The sequence below is a fragment of the Oceanibacterium hippocampi genome, from assembly GCF_900172325.1.
In the GTDB taxonomy this organism is placed as follows: domain Bacteria; phylum Pseudomonadota; class Alphaproteobacteria; order Sneathiellales; family Sneathiellaceae; genus Oceanibacterium; species Oceanibacterium hippocampi.
In genome coordinates, this window is sequence record NZ_FWFR01000003.1 from 59,134 (window position 1) to 77,512 (window position 18,379).

The window sequence follows — 18,379 nt, forward strand, 5'->3', positions numbered from 1 at the left end:
GCCCGCAACGTCTTGCGGACCCTGCCCGATCTCGACAATTGGCGTAGAGAATATATGCGCAATATCAAGCACTTAGGCTTGCAAGTGCATTTTTGCAACAGTGAAACAATAAGGCAAATACAGTGCTAGCTGCGAATCACTTGCCGAAATATTTCCGACAATCATCACAACTTTGTCACAGGCGGGGAAAGTGAAGAAATCGCGGACCAGCGAAAAGACCGGACATGCGATCAGTCAAGCCGCACCGGAGATCGCCGGCGACCGGTCGGTCGCCTCGACGACGGGGTGATTCCAGGAGCGGATTGGCACTGATCGGACATGACAACGGGGCCGGCTTGCAGCCGGCCCCGTGTCGTGGTGCCAGTAAGGCTCAGTTGAAGATGAAGTCGGAGGCCGAGAGATCGTCGGGGTCGACACCGAGCAGGGTAATATGGTTCCCGTTGCCGAGATCGATTACCGCGTCGCCGTCGCTATTGGCCGAAATCGCCGCCAGGGCATCCGCTCCACTATCGATACCGTTGCCGTTCATGTTCGCCTTCAGAACGATGTCATCGAGACCGGTCTCGAAGTCTTCAATAACATCCTTTCCGGTTCCGTTGCTATCGAAGATGAATTGGTCCGCACCGGCACCGCCGTTCAGAAGATCGTTGCCGGAGCCGCCGGTCAGCTGATCGTTGCCCTTGCCACCGAACAACTGGTCATCGCCGGCATTGCCATAGAGCTTGTCGTTGCCGTCGCCGCCGAACACCCAGTCGGCGCCGCCGCCGCCCGAGATCACGTCATTGCCCTTCAGGCCATGCAGGAACTCGTTGGCATTGGTGCCGGTGAGCGTGTTGGCCGAGTCGTTGCCGATGATGTAGTCCTCTTCACCGAGACGATCGCCGTCCGACCCGATCAGCGGCGCGAGATGGAAGACGCCGTTCTTCTCGTAGTTGGCGTGCATGCTCACCGTCTCGCCGACGACGAACCCGAAGGCCTCGACCGCACCATCGACACCGGCATCGATCATCGTCGCCAGCGCCCCGGCGGCGATCGCCGGATAGCCGTCCGCCGCGTTCGGCGTGCCGACCAGGCTGGTCGAACCGTCGTTCGAGTCGGTGTAGAGCTGATCCCAGGAACTAAAGTGGGTTCCCGTCTGTTCATCACGGACGAAGATACGATACGAGGTCGCAACATATGGATTGAAACCCTGTTCCTCGGCCAGGAAGCGGCCAACGGTCCAGTTCGCCTTCCATTCGAGCATCGTCTGCGCGAGGTCGTAGCCGCGGGACGCCAGCGTGCCCATTGCCATGGTGAAGAAATCGTCCTCCCACGGCGCCACGGCACCGGGTGCCACGTAGCGGTCGCGCCAGATGAAGCCTTCGAGTTCGCCGGCGGAGTCGTAGGCGCCGTCGATGACGTACTTCTGCACGTAGGCCTCGAGATTTTTGTCGAGGATCGATTCGAAGTAGCCCTTCATCTGGTCGTCGTCCGGCAGGATGTAGGCCGCGTCACCAAGGTTCCGCATCGTCCATGCCTGGCCGCGCACCTGGTTACCGCGCTCCATCAGGCCTTCGCCGTCCTCGCGGTAGTTCGGATCGACCGCTCCGATCGTCCAGGAGACCTGGGCCTTGAGCTCGTCGCGGTAGTACTGCGAGCCGGTGATCAGGTAGGGCACGTAGTTGAGGGCCGGCTGATGCGCCGAGTCGGGCTCCCACCCGGTGCCGGCCGCGGACGCGCCGCCCACCGGGGTGGTCGCGTTGCCGACGTTGGCACTCCCCAGGTAAAGGCGCGGATGATCCTCGACGCTGACCACGTCGCCGGTCGCCTCGTCGATATAGTGCCACGGGACCGAACCTGAAGCATCGGCGTTGCGGAGCATGACCGCTTCGGCGCGCGCATCCTGCGACAACAGGTAATCGACGGTCCAGGCCGGCATCAGGCCGATATCGTCACGGCCGCCCGGCGCCGGCATGCTTTCCCTGACACCCGCGTTCGACATCGGATCGTTGTCGTTGACCAGGCCGTCGTAGGCACTGACGACCTCGCCTTCGCGGGCACCCATGGAGGTATCGATGGCCGGGATCGCGCCGGTCTCGATCAGGTAGTCGACGTCGTAGATGACCTGCACGCTGTTGCCGCCATCGGATTCGACCTGGGCATGCCAGGTGCCGTTCTGGTGGTGCTGCAGGTTGTTGTGGCTCTCGACGACCTGCCCGTTCTGCTTGATCGACACGTCGTAGGTGACGTTCTGGGTATCGATCGAGAAGGTGTGGCTGTTGCTGAACACCACATCGGTCGTGACCGTTCCGTCCGCGTTGGCGCGGATGTCGAAGCGCACCTGGATCATGTCGGTGACGTCGACCTGGACCGAATATTCGCTGGTCAGCGGACCGTTCAGCCAGGTCGTGTAGTCGCCGCTCTGCAGGGCGTCGGCGAGCACGTCGGCAGCCTCGATGTGGTACGACTTGGAGCCGAATTTCATGTCGACATCGACGTCGTAACCGCCGTCGAGGATCGAGGCGATGCTGACGGACCCCGTCGGCGCCGGATCCGATGACGTCTTGAGCATGACGTCGATCGCCTCGCCCGCATCGAGGGCCGGGCTGGCAACCGTCAGTACCGCGTGGCGCACGGAACCGTCGTCATGGGTCGCCTTGACATCCATCTGGAGCGGCACTTCGACGCCATCGATCATCGCCGTCAGACCGGTGCCGGACGGCACGTCGCCCTTGGCGAATACCTGGCCAAACGTCTTGTAGCCGGAGTCCTCGGCGCTGCTGCCGTAGTTGTAGAGGCGAACCGCGACCACGTCCTCGGCTTCCGCCGCCTGGGTGATATGCGGCGCCTTCAGTACGTTGGCACCGGTCAGGCCCGGCGTCGAGATCGAGCCACTGCTGTCGACCGGGATCGGATCGGCCGGGACCGGGTCGGTCGGCGTCGGATCAGTCGGCGTCGGGTCCGTTGGCGTCGGGTCGGTCGGCGTCGGGTCGGTCGGCGTCGGGTCCGTCGGAGTCGGGTCGGTCGGCGTCGGATCGGTCGGCGTCGGATCGGTCGGCGTCGGATCGGTCGGCGTCGGGTCCGTCGGTGTCGGGTCGGTGGGCGTCTGACCGCCGTTCCACTCGCCGATCGTCTTGTCACCGTCGGCGAAGCGCAGCACCTCGATGTTCGAAAGCGTGTCGGTGCCTTCGCCGGTACCGTTCGACTTGACGACATAGTCGCCATAGGCGTTCTTGCTCACCGTGTAGTCGGAGGCGTTGCCGCTGTAGACCGCGACGTCCAGGCCATCGCCGCCGTCGAGCGTGTCGTTGCCGGCGCCGCCCTCCAGCGTGTCGTTGCCGGCATAGCCATACATCTTGTTGGCGCCGAGATTGCCGACGATCCGGTTGTCCAGATCGTTGCCGTGAACCGGCCAGGCCTCGGAACCGGTCAGGATCAGGTTCTCAACATTGTCCCAGAGCTTGCCGGTCTTGTAGGTGTCGAGATAGACGGTATCGATACCTTCGTTCGCCTTTTCCTCAACCGAGTCACCGTAGTGGGCGTAGTAGGTATCGTTGCCCTTGCCGCCGCGGAGCGTGTCCCAGTAGGAAAGGCCGTCCAGCCGGTTGTCGCCGTCGTTGCCGATCAGCAGGTTGCGGTTGGCGTTGCCGGTCGCGTTGATGTTGGCGCTGCCGACGAGACGGATGCTCTCGATCTCGTAGTTGTACTCGATCGAATAGTCGACCGAACTCACCGCCGTATCGAAGCCGCGGGCATAGCGCTCGCCGATGACATCGTTGACGTTGTCGACGAGATAGCTGTCGTCGCCCGAGCCACCGTCCATCCAGTCGGCCCCGGCGCCGCCCGAGATGACGTCGTTGACGCCGTCGACGCCGTAGATCCGGTCATTGGCGTCGGTGCCGAGGATCGTCGGGGTGACGCCCCAGTCGAGATTGCCGGAAACCGGGTCGACCGTGATGATCACCGTCGCCGTCGCCGTCGCGCCCTGGGCGTCCGTGGCCCGGTAGACGAAGGTGTCCTCGCCGCTGAAGCCGTCCGCGGGGACATAGGTCAGCGTGCCGTCGGCATTGACCGTGACAAGACCATGGGCCGGCTGCTGGACGATGCCGTCGATGGCCAGCGCATCGCCGTCCGCGTCGACATCGTTGGCCAGCACGTCGATGACGATCGACTGGCCGGCATCAACGCCGATGAAATCGTCGGTCGCTTCCGGCACCGCGTTGATCTTGTTGACCAGGACGCTCGCCGTCGCGATCGAGAAGCCGCCGTTACCGTCGCCGACCCGGTACTTGAAGCTGTCCTCGCCGTGGAAGCCTTCCGCGGGCGTATAGGTGATGGTGCCGTCGTTGTTGATGAAGACGGAACCGTGCGCCGGCTGCTCGGTGATCGCCTGGATGCTCAGCGCATCGCCGTCGCCGTCACTGTCGTTGGCCAGCACGTCGATGACGATCGAGCTGCCCTGGTCGGTCGTCGCGACATCGTCCGATGCGGTGGGACCGACATTGACCGCCGCCACGTCGATCCGCACGGTCGCCACCGAGGAGCCGCCGTTGCCGTCGCTGACGCGATAGCTGAAGCTGTCCTCGCCGGTATAACCATCCGCCGGAACATAGGTGATGGTGCCGTTTCCGTTCACGGTCACGACGCCGTGCGACGGCTGGGAGGCGATGCCGGAAACGGTCAGCACGTCACCGTCGGCGTCGCTGTCGTTGGCCAGCACATCGAAGGTGACAGGCTGGCCGGCCTTGGCCGCGACCGCATCCGCGGCCGCCTCCGGGGCCTGGTTGACCGCCGTGACGTTCAGCTCGACCGTGGCCGTGGAACTGCCGCCGCGGCCGTCGCTGATCTCGTAGGTGAAGCTGTCCGCGCCGTTGAAGCCGGCGGGCGGCACATAGGAGAAACTGCCGTCGGCATTGACGGTGATCTGGCCGCCCTCGGCGGTCTCGCCGGTGAAGGCCACGACCTGGAGTTGGTCGCCGTCGAAGTCGCCGTCGTTGGCCAGAAGACCGCCCGCGGCCGCGACGCCGAAGGTGTTGCCGGCGACCGAATAGCTGTCGTTCGCGGCATCAGGACCGTTGTTGCGGCCATCGAGGAAGACGGTGCGGTCGGCGAAGCGAACCTCCTCGACACCGCCCACCTTGATCGTGTCGGTACCGTTCGAGAAGGAAACCTCGACCGCCTGGAAAGTCGGCTGCTCGCCGCGATGGCCGGGCACGCGAATGATCTCGGTTTCGGCCTGCTTCTGGTAGTCGCCGATATTGCCGTCGATCGTCACGACGTCATAACCGGCACCGCCAAGAAGGACATCCTCGCCGCCGCCGCCACTGATGACGTCGTCGCCGTCATGGCCGACCAGCACGTTGTCACCGGCATCGCCGATGATCATGTCGTCGCCGCGACCGGCCACCACGTTCTCGATGCCGATCAACGTGTCGACGCCGATGTCCGGGTCGCCGGAGGCGACGCCTTCGGCCAGGTCGACGCGGATCGACTCGTCGGCGCTGGTGTAGACCACCCAGTCCTTGCCGCTGCCGCCGATCAGGGTGTCGTTGCCACGGCCGCTGCCGCCGATCAGGACGTCGTCGCCATCCGCGCCCGAGATCGTGTCGTTGCCGTCGCCACCCTCGAGAACGTCGTCAAGGTCAGTGCCCTCGACGTGAATGTCGGCACTGCTGCCGAACAACGGGATCGAGGGATCGTCGGTCGCCAGGATCTTGTCGGCGAACTGGATGTACTCGACCTTGTAAAGGGTATCGATGGTCTGCTGGTCCTTGGAGATAACGACGATCTTGCCGTCCTCCAGCCGGAAGACATCGAAATCCGCGCTCTGCGCGAAATAGGCGGCCGTGTCGTTGCCGTTGCCGCCGCTCAGGTAGTTGATCCCGGTGCCGCCGTTCAGGATATCGTCGCCGTCGGCGCCATAAAGCGAGTCGTCACCGTCGCCGCCGAACAGCGCGTCCGCGTCGGCGCCCCCGTGCAGCAAGTCGTCACCGGCGCCGCCATAGAGCGTGTCCTCGCCGTTCTGGCCCTTCAGGACGTCGTCGCCATCGTCGCCATACAGCATGTCGTCGCCGGCTTCGCCATAGAGCCGGTCGTCGCCGTCGCCACCGTTGAGGACATCGTCGCCGGTACCGCCGTAGAGCTTGTCGTTGCCGGCATCACCGTAAAGTTCGTCGTCGCCGTCCTGGCCCTTGAGCAGGTCGCTGCCCTCGCCGCCGTTCAGTTCGTCGTCGCCGTCACCGCCATAAAGCTTGTCGTCGCCGCCGTCGCCGAAGAGCTGGTCGTCGCCGTCATTGCCGCGAACGGTATCGTTGTTGTCGCCGCCGTGAACCTCGTCGTTGCCGGCGCCGCCACGGACGTCGTCATTGCCGTCGCCGCCATAAACGATGTCGTCGCCGTTGCCGCCGTTCAGATAGTCGTTACCGGCGCCGCCATCCATCTGGTCGTCGCCATTCTGACCCTCGAGGCGGTCCGCCCCGTCTTCGCCATGGATCTCGTCGTCGCCCGACCCGCCGCGTATCGTGTCCTCGCCGGCGCCACCATAGAAGGTCTCGTCCTGGCTGCTGCCGGTCATCTTGTCGTCGCCAGAGGTGCCGTACCTGGCATACATGTCCCAGGCGCTTTCGAGGCCGAACAGATCGATCGGCCAAAGGCTGTTATTCGCAGTCGTCCCGCTGGACTGGTTAAACAGGCTGTACAGGGAATTCATGAAATCGTCGTAGCGAGAAGGCATCGGTTACAACTCCAGTTCGCGGGCGTACTGCGCAATCGCGGTCTTGCGTAGGCACCAATTCTCGGCGCCGGTTCTGATCTACTGGTGAGCGGTCCGGTCTGATCGTTCAGATCCGTCCCCGCGTTCCAGCCCCCTCCTAAAACACGTCCCCTGATCGCCTTGACGATATCCCGGACCCGAGGCCGGCCTCACATCCGGCCGGGTCAGAGAGCTTCAGAGTTGATTGAGGTTTTAGGCCGAAATTCCTAAAAAGGTATTAAGCGAAGCAAATAAAAATCGATAACATTTTAGACAAATTCCCATATCGAGAGACAGAACAGGTTGTTTCAGACAATACAATTCCCTCTTCGGAAATTTTTCCGAACCTACATTCCATGTTATTTTGGGGTGATCTAGTTGATTATTGTCTTATTGAATGACTTCAACAGACAAAAATAGAAACTGATCTTCTAAACACAAGTACAGATGAAATCGGTCATCTAGCGGTTCACTAATCATGGTGCTACGCAAACTTACCTATTTTCTACTCACTGAGCATTATTACTGGTCGCCTTCGACGGCCTTGCCGCCGATCCGACAGCACCCGCCCGAACCGCGCCCCAGGGCGCATGGCGAATGCTGTCATGACGCCGTTATACCGCCGTCGCCGGGGCGGCAGTGTGGCTTGTGTGTGTCAAGAATGGCGCACACGCCCGGGCCTGCATGCCCGTCGGGTGGCATGACGATCGGTTGAATGGATCGGGGGGAAGTGTGCGGGCCGCGTAAGCGCGGCCGCGCGGGGCGGCTCAGCGTCCGGCCAGGACCTTGTCGTAGACGGCCTGCATCAGGGCCATCCGTCGCGTGAAGCTGTGCTCACGCTCGACGCGCTCGCGCGCCGCCACTGCAAGCCGCCGGCGCAGGGCGGCATCGCTGCAGAGCGGCGCGAGCCCCTCTCGGAGGCCCTCGGCGGAACCCGGATCGACGAGCCGCATGTCCCCGTCATCGCGCCCGAAGGCCGGCATCCCGCCGACCCGGGTCGAGAGAATCGGGACCTCCATCGCCATCGCTTCCAGGATGACGTTCGGCAGTCCTTCCCGGTGGCTCGAAAGACAGAATATGTCGAAGCCCTCGAACAGGCTGCGGGTATCCTGCGCGAAGCCGAGCAGGCGTACCCGGTCGGCCAGCCCGAGGGCGGCGATCTGCGCCTCCAGCGAAAGCCGCTCCGGGCCCTCGCCGGCAATCCGGAGCTCGAGATCGTGGCCGTCCCGGATCAGCCCGCCGACCGCCTCGATCAGCAGGTCGAAGCCCTTCTCGCCGGACAGGCGGCCAACCGCGCCGATGACCAGGCGACCGGGCGGCGTCTGCCGTCCCGGGGCGTCCTCGGCCGGAACCCGGCGACGGAACTCCTCCGTGTCGATCGCGTTCTCGATCAGGTGCATCCGGTCCTCGGCGACCCCGGCCGAACGACCGGCGGCGAACAGGTCGTCGGACACCGCGACGACGGCGTGATGGCGCGGCAGCGTCCAGCGGTCGATCGCGTAATAAAGGCCGGTGCGGCTGGTGTGCGTGACCCAGCCATGCATCGTGGTGACAAGGCGAAAGCCCAGCAACGGCCTGAGCAGGACACCGATGAGATTGGTCTTGTAGTCGTGCCCGTGCCAGATGCCGATCTTCTCTTCGCGGCAGATCCGGGCCAGCCGCCACAGGGTCCGCGGACTGAGCGCCCCGGCGTCGCCGATGCCGATCAGCGGACAGTCGCGTTCCCTGGCCCGCGCCTCGATAACCGAGAACTCGGAATCGCCCGGCGCGTGCAGGTAGCAGGCGATCGCCCGATAGCGCGCCGGATCGAGATGGCGCGGCGAGTTCAGAATCGTCTTTTCAGGCCCGCCGCCCGCACCGCTGACGATCCGGGTATGCAGGATGCCGACCGGAGCGTCAAAGCGGCCCATGCTCACCCTCACTTGAAAACCCCTGCAGCAGGGCTTCGAATTGCGTTGCCTTGGCGGCCCAGCTTTCCGCCTCCAGCGCCTCCCGTGCCCGCGCCTGCCCCGCCGGCAACGGCGCACCGGCACGTTCCAGGCACAAGTCGGCAAAGCGCGCCGGATCGGACGTCAGGTCCATTGCCGCCGCCCAGTCGCGGTTGGCCGGCAGCTCCGCCGCCACGACAGGCAGGCCGGTTGCCAGATATTCCTTCAGCTTGAGCGGCTGCATGGCCCGCGTTACAGGCAGGTCGCCATAGGGCATCACCAGGACGTCGGCCCGGGCCGCCTCGGCCGGCAGTTCGGAAAGGCCGACCTGGCCGACCCATTCGATTCCCGGATGGGCGAGCAGCGCCGGGTCCACGTCGGAGCGCGGGCCGACCATGCGCAGGGTCGCGACCTCGGCAAGCTTCAGGCAGATCGCGCTGTCGAGACGGCCGTCCGCGAGGCCCCAGAAAAGCAGCACCGGCTTTTCCTCCGGCCGACGCGGACGTCGCCGTGTCACCTGCCGCCAGAAATCGAGATCGACGCCGTGCGTCAGCATGGCCGGTGAATGCCCGAGCGTCCGCATCCGCCCGGCGAGATGACCGGAGACCGCGATCACGCCTCGCATGTGGGCAACCAGGTCGCGTTCCATCGTCACCAGGGTCTGCTTGTCCAGCCCGGGCCATTCGCTCAGGTCGTCGACGCAATAGTAGACCCAGTTGAGATCGGCCGTCCGCTCCGCCAGATCGGCGACGATCGGCACCGTGGTGATCACAGCGAGCGGGCGCGGCGCGCGATAGAGAACGTCGTGCAGGGCGCGCAGGAAAAGCCGGCGGTTCAACGCGCGCTCGGTCCGGCTGGCAAAGCCGGGCCAATGCACCGGCGCGTGGATGTCGGGTGCAAGCGACGTATCCGTCGCATTCCTCTCGTCGGCAGCCGGGCGCGGCCGGCCGCCTGAAATCCATTCACGCAGTTTCTCCGCCGCGCGCGCCAGATCCCGCATGCTGAGTGACGGTCGCCGGGTTCCGATCGTGTTGACCCAGTCGACCTGGTAGCTCGGCAGGAGATGCCCCAAGAGATGCTGGCTCGATGACGGGTGACGCCCCCAGTCGTCGCTGAAGACAACCAGTCGCGGCCTCACGCCGGCGGTGGCGTTGTCCGCTCCCCCGGCCGCCATGTCAGGTTTTCCTATCGCCTTCGGCGAAAGCGCTTTCATCACGTCACTCTACTCGGCCGCTATCGGGAATGCCGGCCGCCCCTGTCTGTCCGGGACCCTACCGGCCAAGCAATAACGATTACTGAACATGACGGAGATCGGACTGGCGGAAGCCGGCACGGGCCGGCTGACGTATGGTCGAACGGGCACCGGCGCCAGCGGGCGGCGCGATCACGTCGGGCGGCGCGACGCGTCCGCCTCTCAGGCCGCCGCGGTGCTCGCCCCTGTCCCGGCGCCCTCGGTACCGAGGAAGGCGGACGGTTCGTCGAGCCGGCGAAGACGCAGCGACGAGACGAGGTTGCGGACTTCCTGGCGCGCCGCGAGGTGACTCATCGACAGCGGCATGTCGACTCCGGGACGGGTCAGGTCGAGCAGGGTCAGCCCCTTGTGGAACAATTCGCGATAGATCACCCGTTCGCAGAAACCGGGCGCGACGCGATAACCGAGCCGCGGCGCCAGATCCTGCAGGACCGTCGCCATGCGGCGCTTGTTGTGGGCGTCGATATGGGTCAGGCGGTTGCGCATGATGACCCAGTCGATCCGGTGGCCGTCGATCGTCGAACGGCGCTTGCGCTGCGACCAGACCATCTCGCTGTACCAGGTCGGACGCAGGAACTCGCCGCTTTCCGGGTCGAGGCGGGCGATCAGGTCGAGATCGATGAAGCTGTCGTTCATCGGCGAGACCAGGGTATCGGCGAAGGAATGGCAGATCCGCGCGATCAGGTCGTCGCTGCCCGGGCAGTCGATGACAACGAAATCGTTCTGGAAGATCAGTTCCTCTAGCGCCCGGCCGAAACGCTGGATCTTGCTGTTCCGTTCGCTCAGCGCCTGGGTCAGATTGCTCGGCGGGATCGCGCGGATATCCGGCATCGGCAATTCGATGCCCCGGTTCCGCGCGAAGGCGGCGCGGTTCTCGAGATAGCGGGCAAGCGTCTGCTGCCGCCCGTCGAGGTCGATGGCGCCGACGCGATAACCGCGATCGACAAGGGCGACCGACAGGTGCATGGCGGTCGTCGACTTGCCCGACCCGCCCTTGATATTGCCGAGCACGATGATGTAGGCGCGGCGGACCGACTTCTTCTTCGGGCCTTTTCCAACTTCCGGGATACCATCGCCGAGGATGTGATCGTGCGGCAGCTGTGTACGCAACTGTTCGAGAATATTCATCCAGTGCCCTCAGACCTCGTTCGCGACCAAAGTCACAACATCTGAACTACAGCGATTGATCCACTATTCAGCGCACGATTTGGAACGCCGTTCCAACTAATCAAGATCGACAAATCGCCCGCGATGCCGGGCACGTTGGGTTTATCGCGTTTCCCGGCGGGTTTCAATACATTGCGTATGTAGAATAGACGCTCACCACATGTTGTGCCGGGATTTCCTCAAGGCTTTTCCGGGGCTTAGCATGAGCGCCTCACACCGCATTGAAGCCTCCGACGAATTCGTCTCGCCCCGACGACGCGGTGCGCCGCGCCGCGCGAGGTTGCCCGCGTGAGCGCGCGTGATCATCGAGGCTCACTGCTGAACAGCCGGGGACACGCGGCGGCGCGGAAATACCGGCTTAGAAGTCATCCGAGTTCATCCAGCAGCGACTGCGCGCACTTGAGGTCCGCCGTCTCGAACCCTTCGGTGAACCAGTCGTAGATGGGCCTCAAGAGATCGCGGGCATCGTCAGGCTTGCCCTGATCGAGCCACAGGCGCGCCAGATTGGTCGCGGCCCTCAGTTCCCACCCCCTGGCATTCTGGGCTTGGGCAACCGCGATGGCTTTCCGGAAACAGGTCTCGGATTCGGAAACATTCGCGTTGCCACCATTGAGGAGAAGCTGACCCTTGATCCGGAGGAGTTCGGCCTCCCAGATTCGTTCACTCGTCCGGGTTATCTCACCCAGAGCGTCGGCGACGATGGCCAGACCGTCTGCCGTCTGCCCATCCTGGCCGTAGGCAGGCGCCAACATGGACAGCCAGAGAGGGTTCACCAGATTCGAGCCAACCGCACGACAGGCATCGATGGTCACGCGTATGCGGGTGATGTTCTCGACGGCCTCTCCTTCTTCAAGATCGAGCAGCACCCGATGAAGGGGAATTCTGTTGAAATGGATATATTGCGGGAAACCTTTCTCAGTGGCCATATCCACTCCGGATGTGGCATGTCTCCGCGCCATTTCATGCTCGCCGCGCATCAGACAGATTACTGCCGAAGCACAATGCACAAAGGCTTCGCTGAGCGGGTGGTTCAGTTCCTGCGCCAGCTTCAAGCCTCGCGTCGTCGATTCCCGTGCCCGATCAGGAAAGCCAAGCGCAAAAAGGCACCAGGCGTTGAAGCAATAACTGCCGACGCCCATATCCGCCCCGCCGAGGCCCGCGGCAAATGCTCTGTGAATGGCGCTGTCATAGGACGAACTTGCGCGGTCCAGGCACGCGTGACCGGCTTCAAGTTCACCAAGGAATGTCAGGGCATAGCCAAGCGACCGGTCGGCGGCCAGATCGGGGCCGGGCACTTTGCGCGATCCCGCCAATTTGACAAGATACTCGGCAAGTTCGCGCGATCTCTTCAGGTCCGCGCGAACGAAATAAATGACGGACAGCCCTTGCACGATGGAGAATTCCTTCTCCACGTCTGCCATCTCCCGACACAATGCAAGCGCCCGAAGGTAAGCGGTTTCCGCCCGCACAGCCGCGTATCCTTCCGCGGCGATCAGGACCTGGCCCATCGACATCTGCATCGACAGCTCGAGTCGGTCGCGCGCACTCCCTTCCGGTAGAGTTTCGACCAGTTCCAGCCCTTTGGACAGATGGGCGATGGCTTCGCTGTGCGCCGACATGCGTATGGCGCGCGCGCTGGCCCTCTGGAAATAATCGACAGCGTTCTCGCCCTTGCCCGCCTCCAGATAGTGATGGGCAACCAGTTGCGGGCTCATCTCGACAATCTCCGGGAAGCTCGCTTCCATGAGCTGCGCTACCTGCAGGTGACATTGCTCGCGGGTCCGGCGCAGCAGCGAGCCGTAGGCCGCATCCTGAACAAGGGCGTGCTTGAAGATATACCTGGCGCGCGGGGGCCGCCCCCGCCGATACAGCAGTTCGGCATCGACCAATTGTTGAAGCCCATCCTGCAACACGCTGTCGCTGGTGGCCGACAAGCCAGAGATCATTTCGTAGGCGAATTCCCGCCCCAGGACCGAACCTAGCTGGGCCAACTCGCGAACCTGGGGAAGCCGATCCAGGCGCGCCATCAGGGATTCCTGCAACGTGTCGGGAATGCTCAACGAGGAGAGCGGCCCGGTCAGCACCAGACGGTCCCCGATATCCCGGAGGATGTCGGACGCGAGGATGGTCTTGGTCAGTTCCTCCACATACAACGGCACGCCGTCCGCCTTGGTAACGATGTGATCGATCACATCCTCGGGCAAGGTATTCCGGCCCGCGGTATTGGTGATGAGCGCCGCGGCATGCTGGGCTTCCAGACGATTCAACGTGATCGGCGTGATGTGCGAGCGCGCCGGCCAGGGCGGGATGAAATCCGGACGGGCGGTGAGAAGCATGAGCAGCGAAGCGGTCGGCACCTGATCGATCTGCACGCCGATCAGTTCCAGCGTCGACGGGTCCGCCCAGTGCAGGTCTTCCCAAATCTGCATTATCGGCCGACGTTCCGCCTCTTCCAGGATCATGGCAATTACAAGGTCCTGGATCCGCTGTTTCTGCTGTTGTGGCGTCAATGCGAGCGGCGGATAGCGGTCCTCCGGCAAAGGCAGGCTCAACAGCGCCGCCAAGAGGGGTACTGTCTCGCTGGTCGGTTGTTCGAAGTCCTGAAGTGCCACCTCCAGCTTGCCCAGGCGCGCGCCGGTGTCGTCTTCAGGCTGCCAGCCGGCCAGCCGCTTGAAATATTCGATGACCGGGAAAAATGCGCTGTTCACGTGGTAGGGCGAGCAACGCAAGACGATCTGCGGCAAGCCCTCTGCCCGAATTTCAGCCCGCAGCCCGTCGACCAGGACGCTCTTGCCGATGCCGGCTTCACCGCTGATCGTCACAGCCTGCCCGCGTCCCTCTTCCTGAACGCTTTGCCAGGCACGGCGCAGCAACCCAGACTCTTCCTCGCGCCCGACGAGGGGCGGGAGGTCCGCCGCGCCGTCAGGATCTTCGTGCTCCGCATCACGCGCCGCGTCGTCGCGGAGCCCGAGCACGCCCCAGGTCTTGACCAAACCCGGGATGCCCTTCAACTCGCGGGCACCGGTGTCGTCATAAATGAACGCGTCGCCCGAAAGTTCCTTGGTTAGCGAGCCGATGACGATCCCGTTGCGGCCGGCGACACCCTGCAAACGGGCTGCCATGTTTGGCGCCTCGCCAATCACTGTTCGTTCCTGTGCCATTCCGTCGCCGACGACCTCGCCGACCATCACGACGCCGGTGGCAATCCCGATCCGTACGGCAATCGCGATATCCTTGTCTCGACCGAGCGTCTGGTTCAGCCCGGCCATCGCCTCGACGATGGCCAGCGCACTTCGCACCGCTCTCTCGGCATCCCGCTCAAGGGATTTCGGGTAACCGAAATAGACCAGGATGCCGTCGCCCATATATTTCGCGACATAGCCATCATATTTCCGGACGAGCCTGGTGCTGGTTTCCTGATAGGCACGGATGACGTCTTGCAGGTCCTCCGGATCGAGCTTGGTCGAGAGAGCGGTCGAATCCGCCAGATCGCAGAACATGACAGTCAGCGGACGCCGTTCCGCATCCGTCGTCGTTGCCGGTGCGGGACGCTCGGGCGCGGTCCCGGTCGGGGCAAAAACCGTTGGCGTCTGTGCGGACGCCCACGGATCGGTTGGTTCCGGAACGTTGATCGGGGTTGCCGGAACCTGCAGGCCGGTTTCGGCAGCGATCGCCTTCAACAGTCGCAGCCGGTTGCCGAGGGAAACACCTAACTCCCTTAGATGGTCCTCCGTCAGATAGCCAAGAACGTCCAGACCGACGTCATTATCAGCAAAAATATCTGCATATTTTGCGAGTCCCAAATCCTGCAGCCATGCTCTCAAACCATCGTCCAATTTCCGAACTCCCTGAAATCGAACTTACCAAAAAACTCAGGGAAACCTATCAGTAATCGGGAATATTCGATCCTAGTCGCTGGAAACTATTGCGATTGCTCGGCGGATGACCGACGCGTCCCGGACCGGTTCTTCCGGGCCACAATCGGTTTGTGCGACGAGATTGCCCCGGCGGTCGGGGGTCAGCGGGTCTTCAGCCGGATCGGCGGCCGCCGGAATAGCCTAGACCCCGATCAGCTCGCGAAAGAGGGTGTCATAGCGGTTCGTCATGGCGGATTCGGAGAATTCCGCATCGACCCGAGCGCGGTTAGCCGCGCCCAGCGCATGACGGAGATCGCCGCGCTCCAGCAGCATCGAAAGCGCCGCGGTAAGCGCGCCGCGATCCTCGCGGGCGACGACGAAGCGCCGGTTGCGCTCGGCCAGCATCGCCTTCACGTCGCCGACATCGGTCGAGACCGCCGGCAGGCCAGCCGCCATCGCTTCCAGCAGGCTGATCGGCATCTGCTCGGTGTCGGAGGACAGGGCGAACACGTCGAAGCGCCTCAGCGCCCCTTCCGGCGCGTTCATACGGCCCGTGAAGATCACCCGCTCGGCAACGCCCCGGACCGACGCAAGATTCTCGAGCGCCGCCCGCTCGCCACCCTCGCCGACCAGCACCAGGTGGACATCGGGCTTGCCCTCGATATCGGCGAAAGCCTCGATCAGGCGCGCGAAATTCTTCTCGCCGCGCAGCGCGCCGACGCTGCCGATCACCGGCACACCGTCGGGCAGGCCGGGAATGGCAACGGGATTCGCGGTGGCGAACCGGTTGATGTCGACGCCATTGACGATGCGCAGCACATTCCGCGCCGGCAGGCGCCAGGTCTCCGTCGCGATCCGTTCGAGGCCGGTCGAAGGCACGACGACGGTCGCGCGCGGCAGCACGTGACGGCGGAAATGCACGCGCCGGGGAATCTGCCTGCCGTTCGCCTCTTCCGGCCCGAATCCGTCCTCGAAATGGAGATGGGGCAGCCGCGGCCCGAGCCGGTTGGCGAGCGCCCATTCCATCGCCCCCCAGTTGTAGGTGACGAGAAGGTCCGGCTTCCGTTCCTTCAGCAACTGCCGGAATCGGCGCAGGTTGCCGAGGCTGAGACCGCCGCCCTTCCGGACGTCAGGCGTCAGCTTTTCGAACGAGACCCGGGGCGCCAGCAGTTCGGCGCAGTCGAAGCGGCTATCCATCGAGACGATGTCGTGCCGGTAGCGGCCGGCGAGCGCGTTGGCAATGACCGTGAAGCGGACTTCGGGGCCACCGAAGGCAAAGGTCGAGAAGGCGTGCAGCAGCCGATATTCGCGCGCCGCCATCTGCCTCATCCCTCGCCGTGCACGTCGAAGGCCTTCCTCACGAATTCCTCGCGGGCGGCGATCGGCGTCCAGCCAAGGTCCTTCTTGATGTCCGACGTGTCGAAAGTCGCCGGCAGCCCGTTGGAGCGGGTCTCATGCACGCCCGGATAGGGTCCCCGGCGCCCGGTCAGGTATTTCACGCCCCATTTGAAGCTCTCGACCACGCCCTGCTTGGCGATCGATTGCGAATGGTATTCGAGCGGCCGCTTCAGCACCCGGGCGAGTTCGTGGGTATATTCCCGCGCGCTCATCCGGACGTCGCTGACCACGTTGTAGGTCTTGCCCTCGACCGCCTCGGCGTCCATGGCCCGGACCACGGCATCCGCGACTTCCTCGGCCAGGACCAGCGGCAGGGGATTGCGGCCGTCGTTCCAGCCCAGGCAATGCGGTTCGCTGTTGTAGAAGCCGACGCCGCTGTGGAACGGGCTCGTTCCCTCGCCGATCACGACACCCGGCCGCAGGATCACGACCGGCAGCTTCTCGGTCCGGTACATGGCGAGCAGCGCCTCGTCGGCGAGCGCCTTCGCGCGCGAATAGTCGTTCCGCTTGTCGAGCCGCGAATCGATCGCCCGGTCGCCGGTGATCCGCTCACCCGGCGTGCCGAGATAAAGCGAGGCGATGGTGCCGAGATGTATCAACCGCTTCGTGCCGGCGGCGAGACAGCAGGCCCCCAGGGTTTCCGCCCCGCCGACGATCGCCTTCCGCATGCCGTCCCAATCGGCGGCGCCGCCACCATGGGCCAGGTTGATGACCACGGGCGCCAGCGCGACGGCCTTCTCCAGCGCCGCGCGATCGGTCACGCTGGCGCGTACGATGGCGACATTCTCGTGCCCGAACAGCGGCGGGAGGTTGCGCGTGTTGCGGGCCATGACGGCGACCTTGCGGCCGGCGGCGACAAGCTGGCCGACGACGGCGCGGCCGATGAACCCGGTCCCGCCGATCACGAGCGCGTCGTACGGCCCCTTGCCGGCCTCGCGAACCTCGGTCCCCTCCGGCGTCTTGATCCGCGCCTTGCGGATCGCCTTGTCGCAAAAGCCGACGAGGCGCCGCCCGAGCGCGCCGTCAAGCGTCTCCGGCGAGCGCTCGAGCGCACCGTAGAAGGCCTCGATGCTGCCCTTCATGCTGAGGAAGAAGGGGTCGGAACGCCGTTTCAGCTTCAGCAGCGCGAGCGAGTAGTTCGCGAGGTTGGCGTGGGCCTGCCGGGCTGTCTGCCAGGCGAGATCGACGCCGGTCACATAATGGTCGAGCGCCTCCAGATAGCGGCTCGGGCGCTTGGCGATGACCCGGTTCTGCAGGTAGTCGACGCGCAACTCGCCATCGTCGCAGAGCGCAGTGATCGTCCAGTTCGGGTAACGGGCGCCAAGCGAGACGGCCAGATCCGCGTTGACGCTTTCGCCATTGAGGGTGAAGCGCCAGTCGGTCTGCAGGCTCACGCCGCCGAAATCGCGCATCGGCTCCGGCGTCGCCTTGAAGTCGCGGATCGCGCCGATGAAGTCGTCGATCTGCGACAGCGGATGGACGACCTGTTCCAGCAGCAGGTTCTTCGGCTCGTTGAACATCCAGTGTCCGAACTGGCGTCCCTCCATCTGGCCGACCGGCATGAAATAGTTGCAATGCAGGTAGCGGAGCCGGCCGAGCCGTCCCTCGTCGAGAATCTGCCGGGCCCGAAGCTGCGCCGGATGGCGGCGGAAATTCTGGTTGACCGAGAGCGCGACGCCCCTGGCCTTCGCCAGCTTCTGCAAGGCCTCGCAATCGGCCTCGCTTTCCGCCATCGGCTTCTCGAGGTAGACGTGAAGCCCCGCCTCGATCAGTTCCTCGGCGACCGGCCGGTGCAGGTTTGGCGGCACCAGCACATGGGCGACGTCGACCTCGACACGCTCCATCATCTCCGCGATCGAGGCGAAGCTGCCGGCGATGCCCCATTTCGCGGCGACCTGGCGGGCCCGCTCGACCGCCGGGTCGACGATCGCGACCACCCGCGCGCCGGGGAGGGTCTTCAGGGCCTCGGCGTGGAGGTCACTGATGAATCCGGCGCCGATCAGCGCGATACGTCGTTCTGCCATGGCCTCGAATGTTCAGTCAGTTG

At 64.3% G+C, this 18,379-nt stretch carries 7 protein-coding genes; all 7 read right to left on the reverse strand.

Going from position 1 to position 18,379, the window contains the following annotated elements:
* Nucleotides 1-370: 370 nt before the first annotated feature.
* Nucleotides 371-6,712, reverse strand: a complete 6,342-nt coding sequence (locus OCH7691_RS15680) for an Ig-like domain-containing protein (RefSeq protein ID WP_085884540.1) — start codon at nucleotides 6,710-6,712, stop codon at nucleotides 371-373.
* A gap of 785 nt (nucleotides 6,713-7,497) precedes the next feature.
* On the reverse strand, nucleotides 7,498-8,640 hold the full coding sequence (locus OCH7691_RS15685; protein ID WP_085884541.1) for a glycosyltransferase: 1,143 nt from the start codon (nucleotides 8,638-8,640) through the stop codon (nucleotides 7,498-7,500).
* Nucleotides 8,627-9,832, reverse strand: a complete 1,206-nt coding sequence (locus OCH7691_RS15690; RefSeq protein ID WP_176245099.1) for a glycosyltransferase — start codon at nucleotides 9,830-9,832, stop codon at nucleotides 8,627-8,629. The genes OCH7691_RS15685 and OCH7691_RS15690 overlap by 14 nt, the downstream gene beginning before the upstream one ends.
* Before the next feature lie 240 nt (nucleotides 9,833-10,072).
* The gene (locus tag OCH7691_RS15695) at nucleotides 10,073-11,038 is read right to left on the reverse strand and encodes a division plane positioning ATPase MipZ (protein ID WP_085884543.1); all 966 of its coding nucleotides are present in this window, start codon (nucleotides 11,036-11,038) and stop codon (nucleotides 10,073-10,075) included.
* Nucleotides 11,039-11,442: 404 nt separating this feature from the next.
* Entirely contained in the window at nucleotides 11,443-14,913 is a 3,471-nt protein-coding gene (locus OCH7691_RS15700) for an adenylate/guanylate cyclase domain-containing protein (protein ID WP_085884544.1), read from the reverse strand.
* Between the two features lie 222 nt (nucleotides 14,914-15,135).
* Complete coding sequence (locus OCH7691_RS15705) at nucleotides 15,136-16,254, reverse strand: glycosyltransferase (RefSeq protein WP_176245100.1); 1,119 nt, start codon at nucleotides 16,252-16,254, stop codon at nucleotides 15,136-15,138.
* A gap of 5 nt (nucleotides 16,255-16,259) precedes the next feature.
* On the reverse strand, nucleotides 16,260-18,356 hold the full coding sequence (locus tag OCH7691_RS15710; protein ID WP_085884546.1) for a Gfo/Idh/MocA family oxidoreductase: 2,097 nt from the start codon (nucleotides 18,354-18,356) through the stop codon (nucleotides 16,260-16,262).
* Nucleotides 18,357-18,379 lie beyond the last annotated feature (23 nt).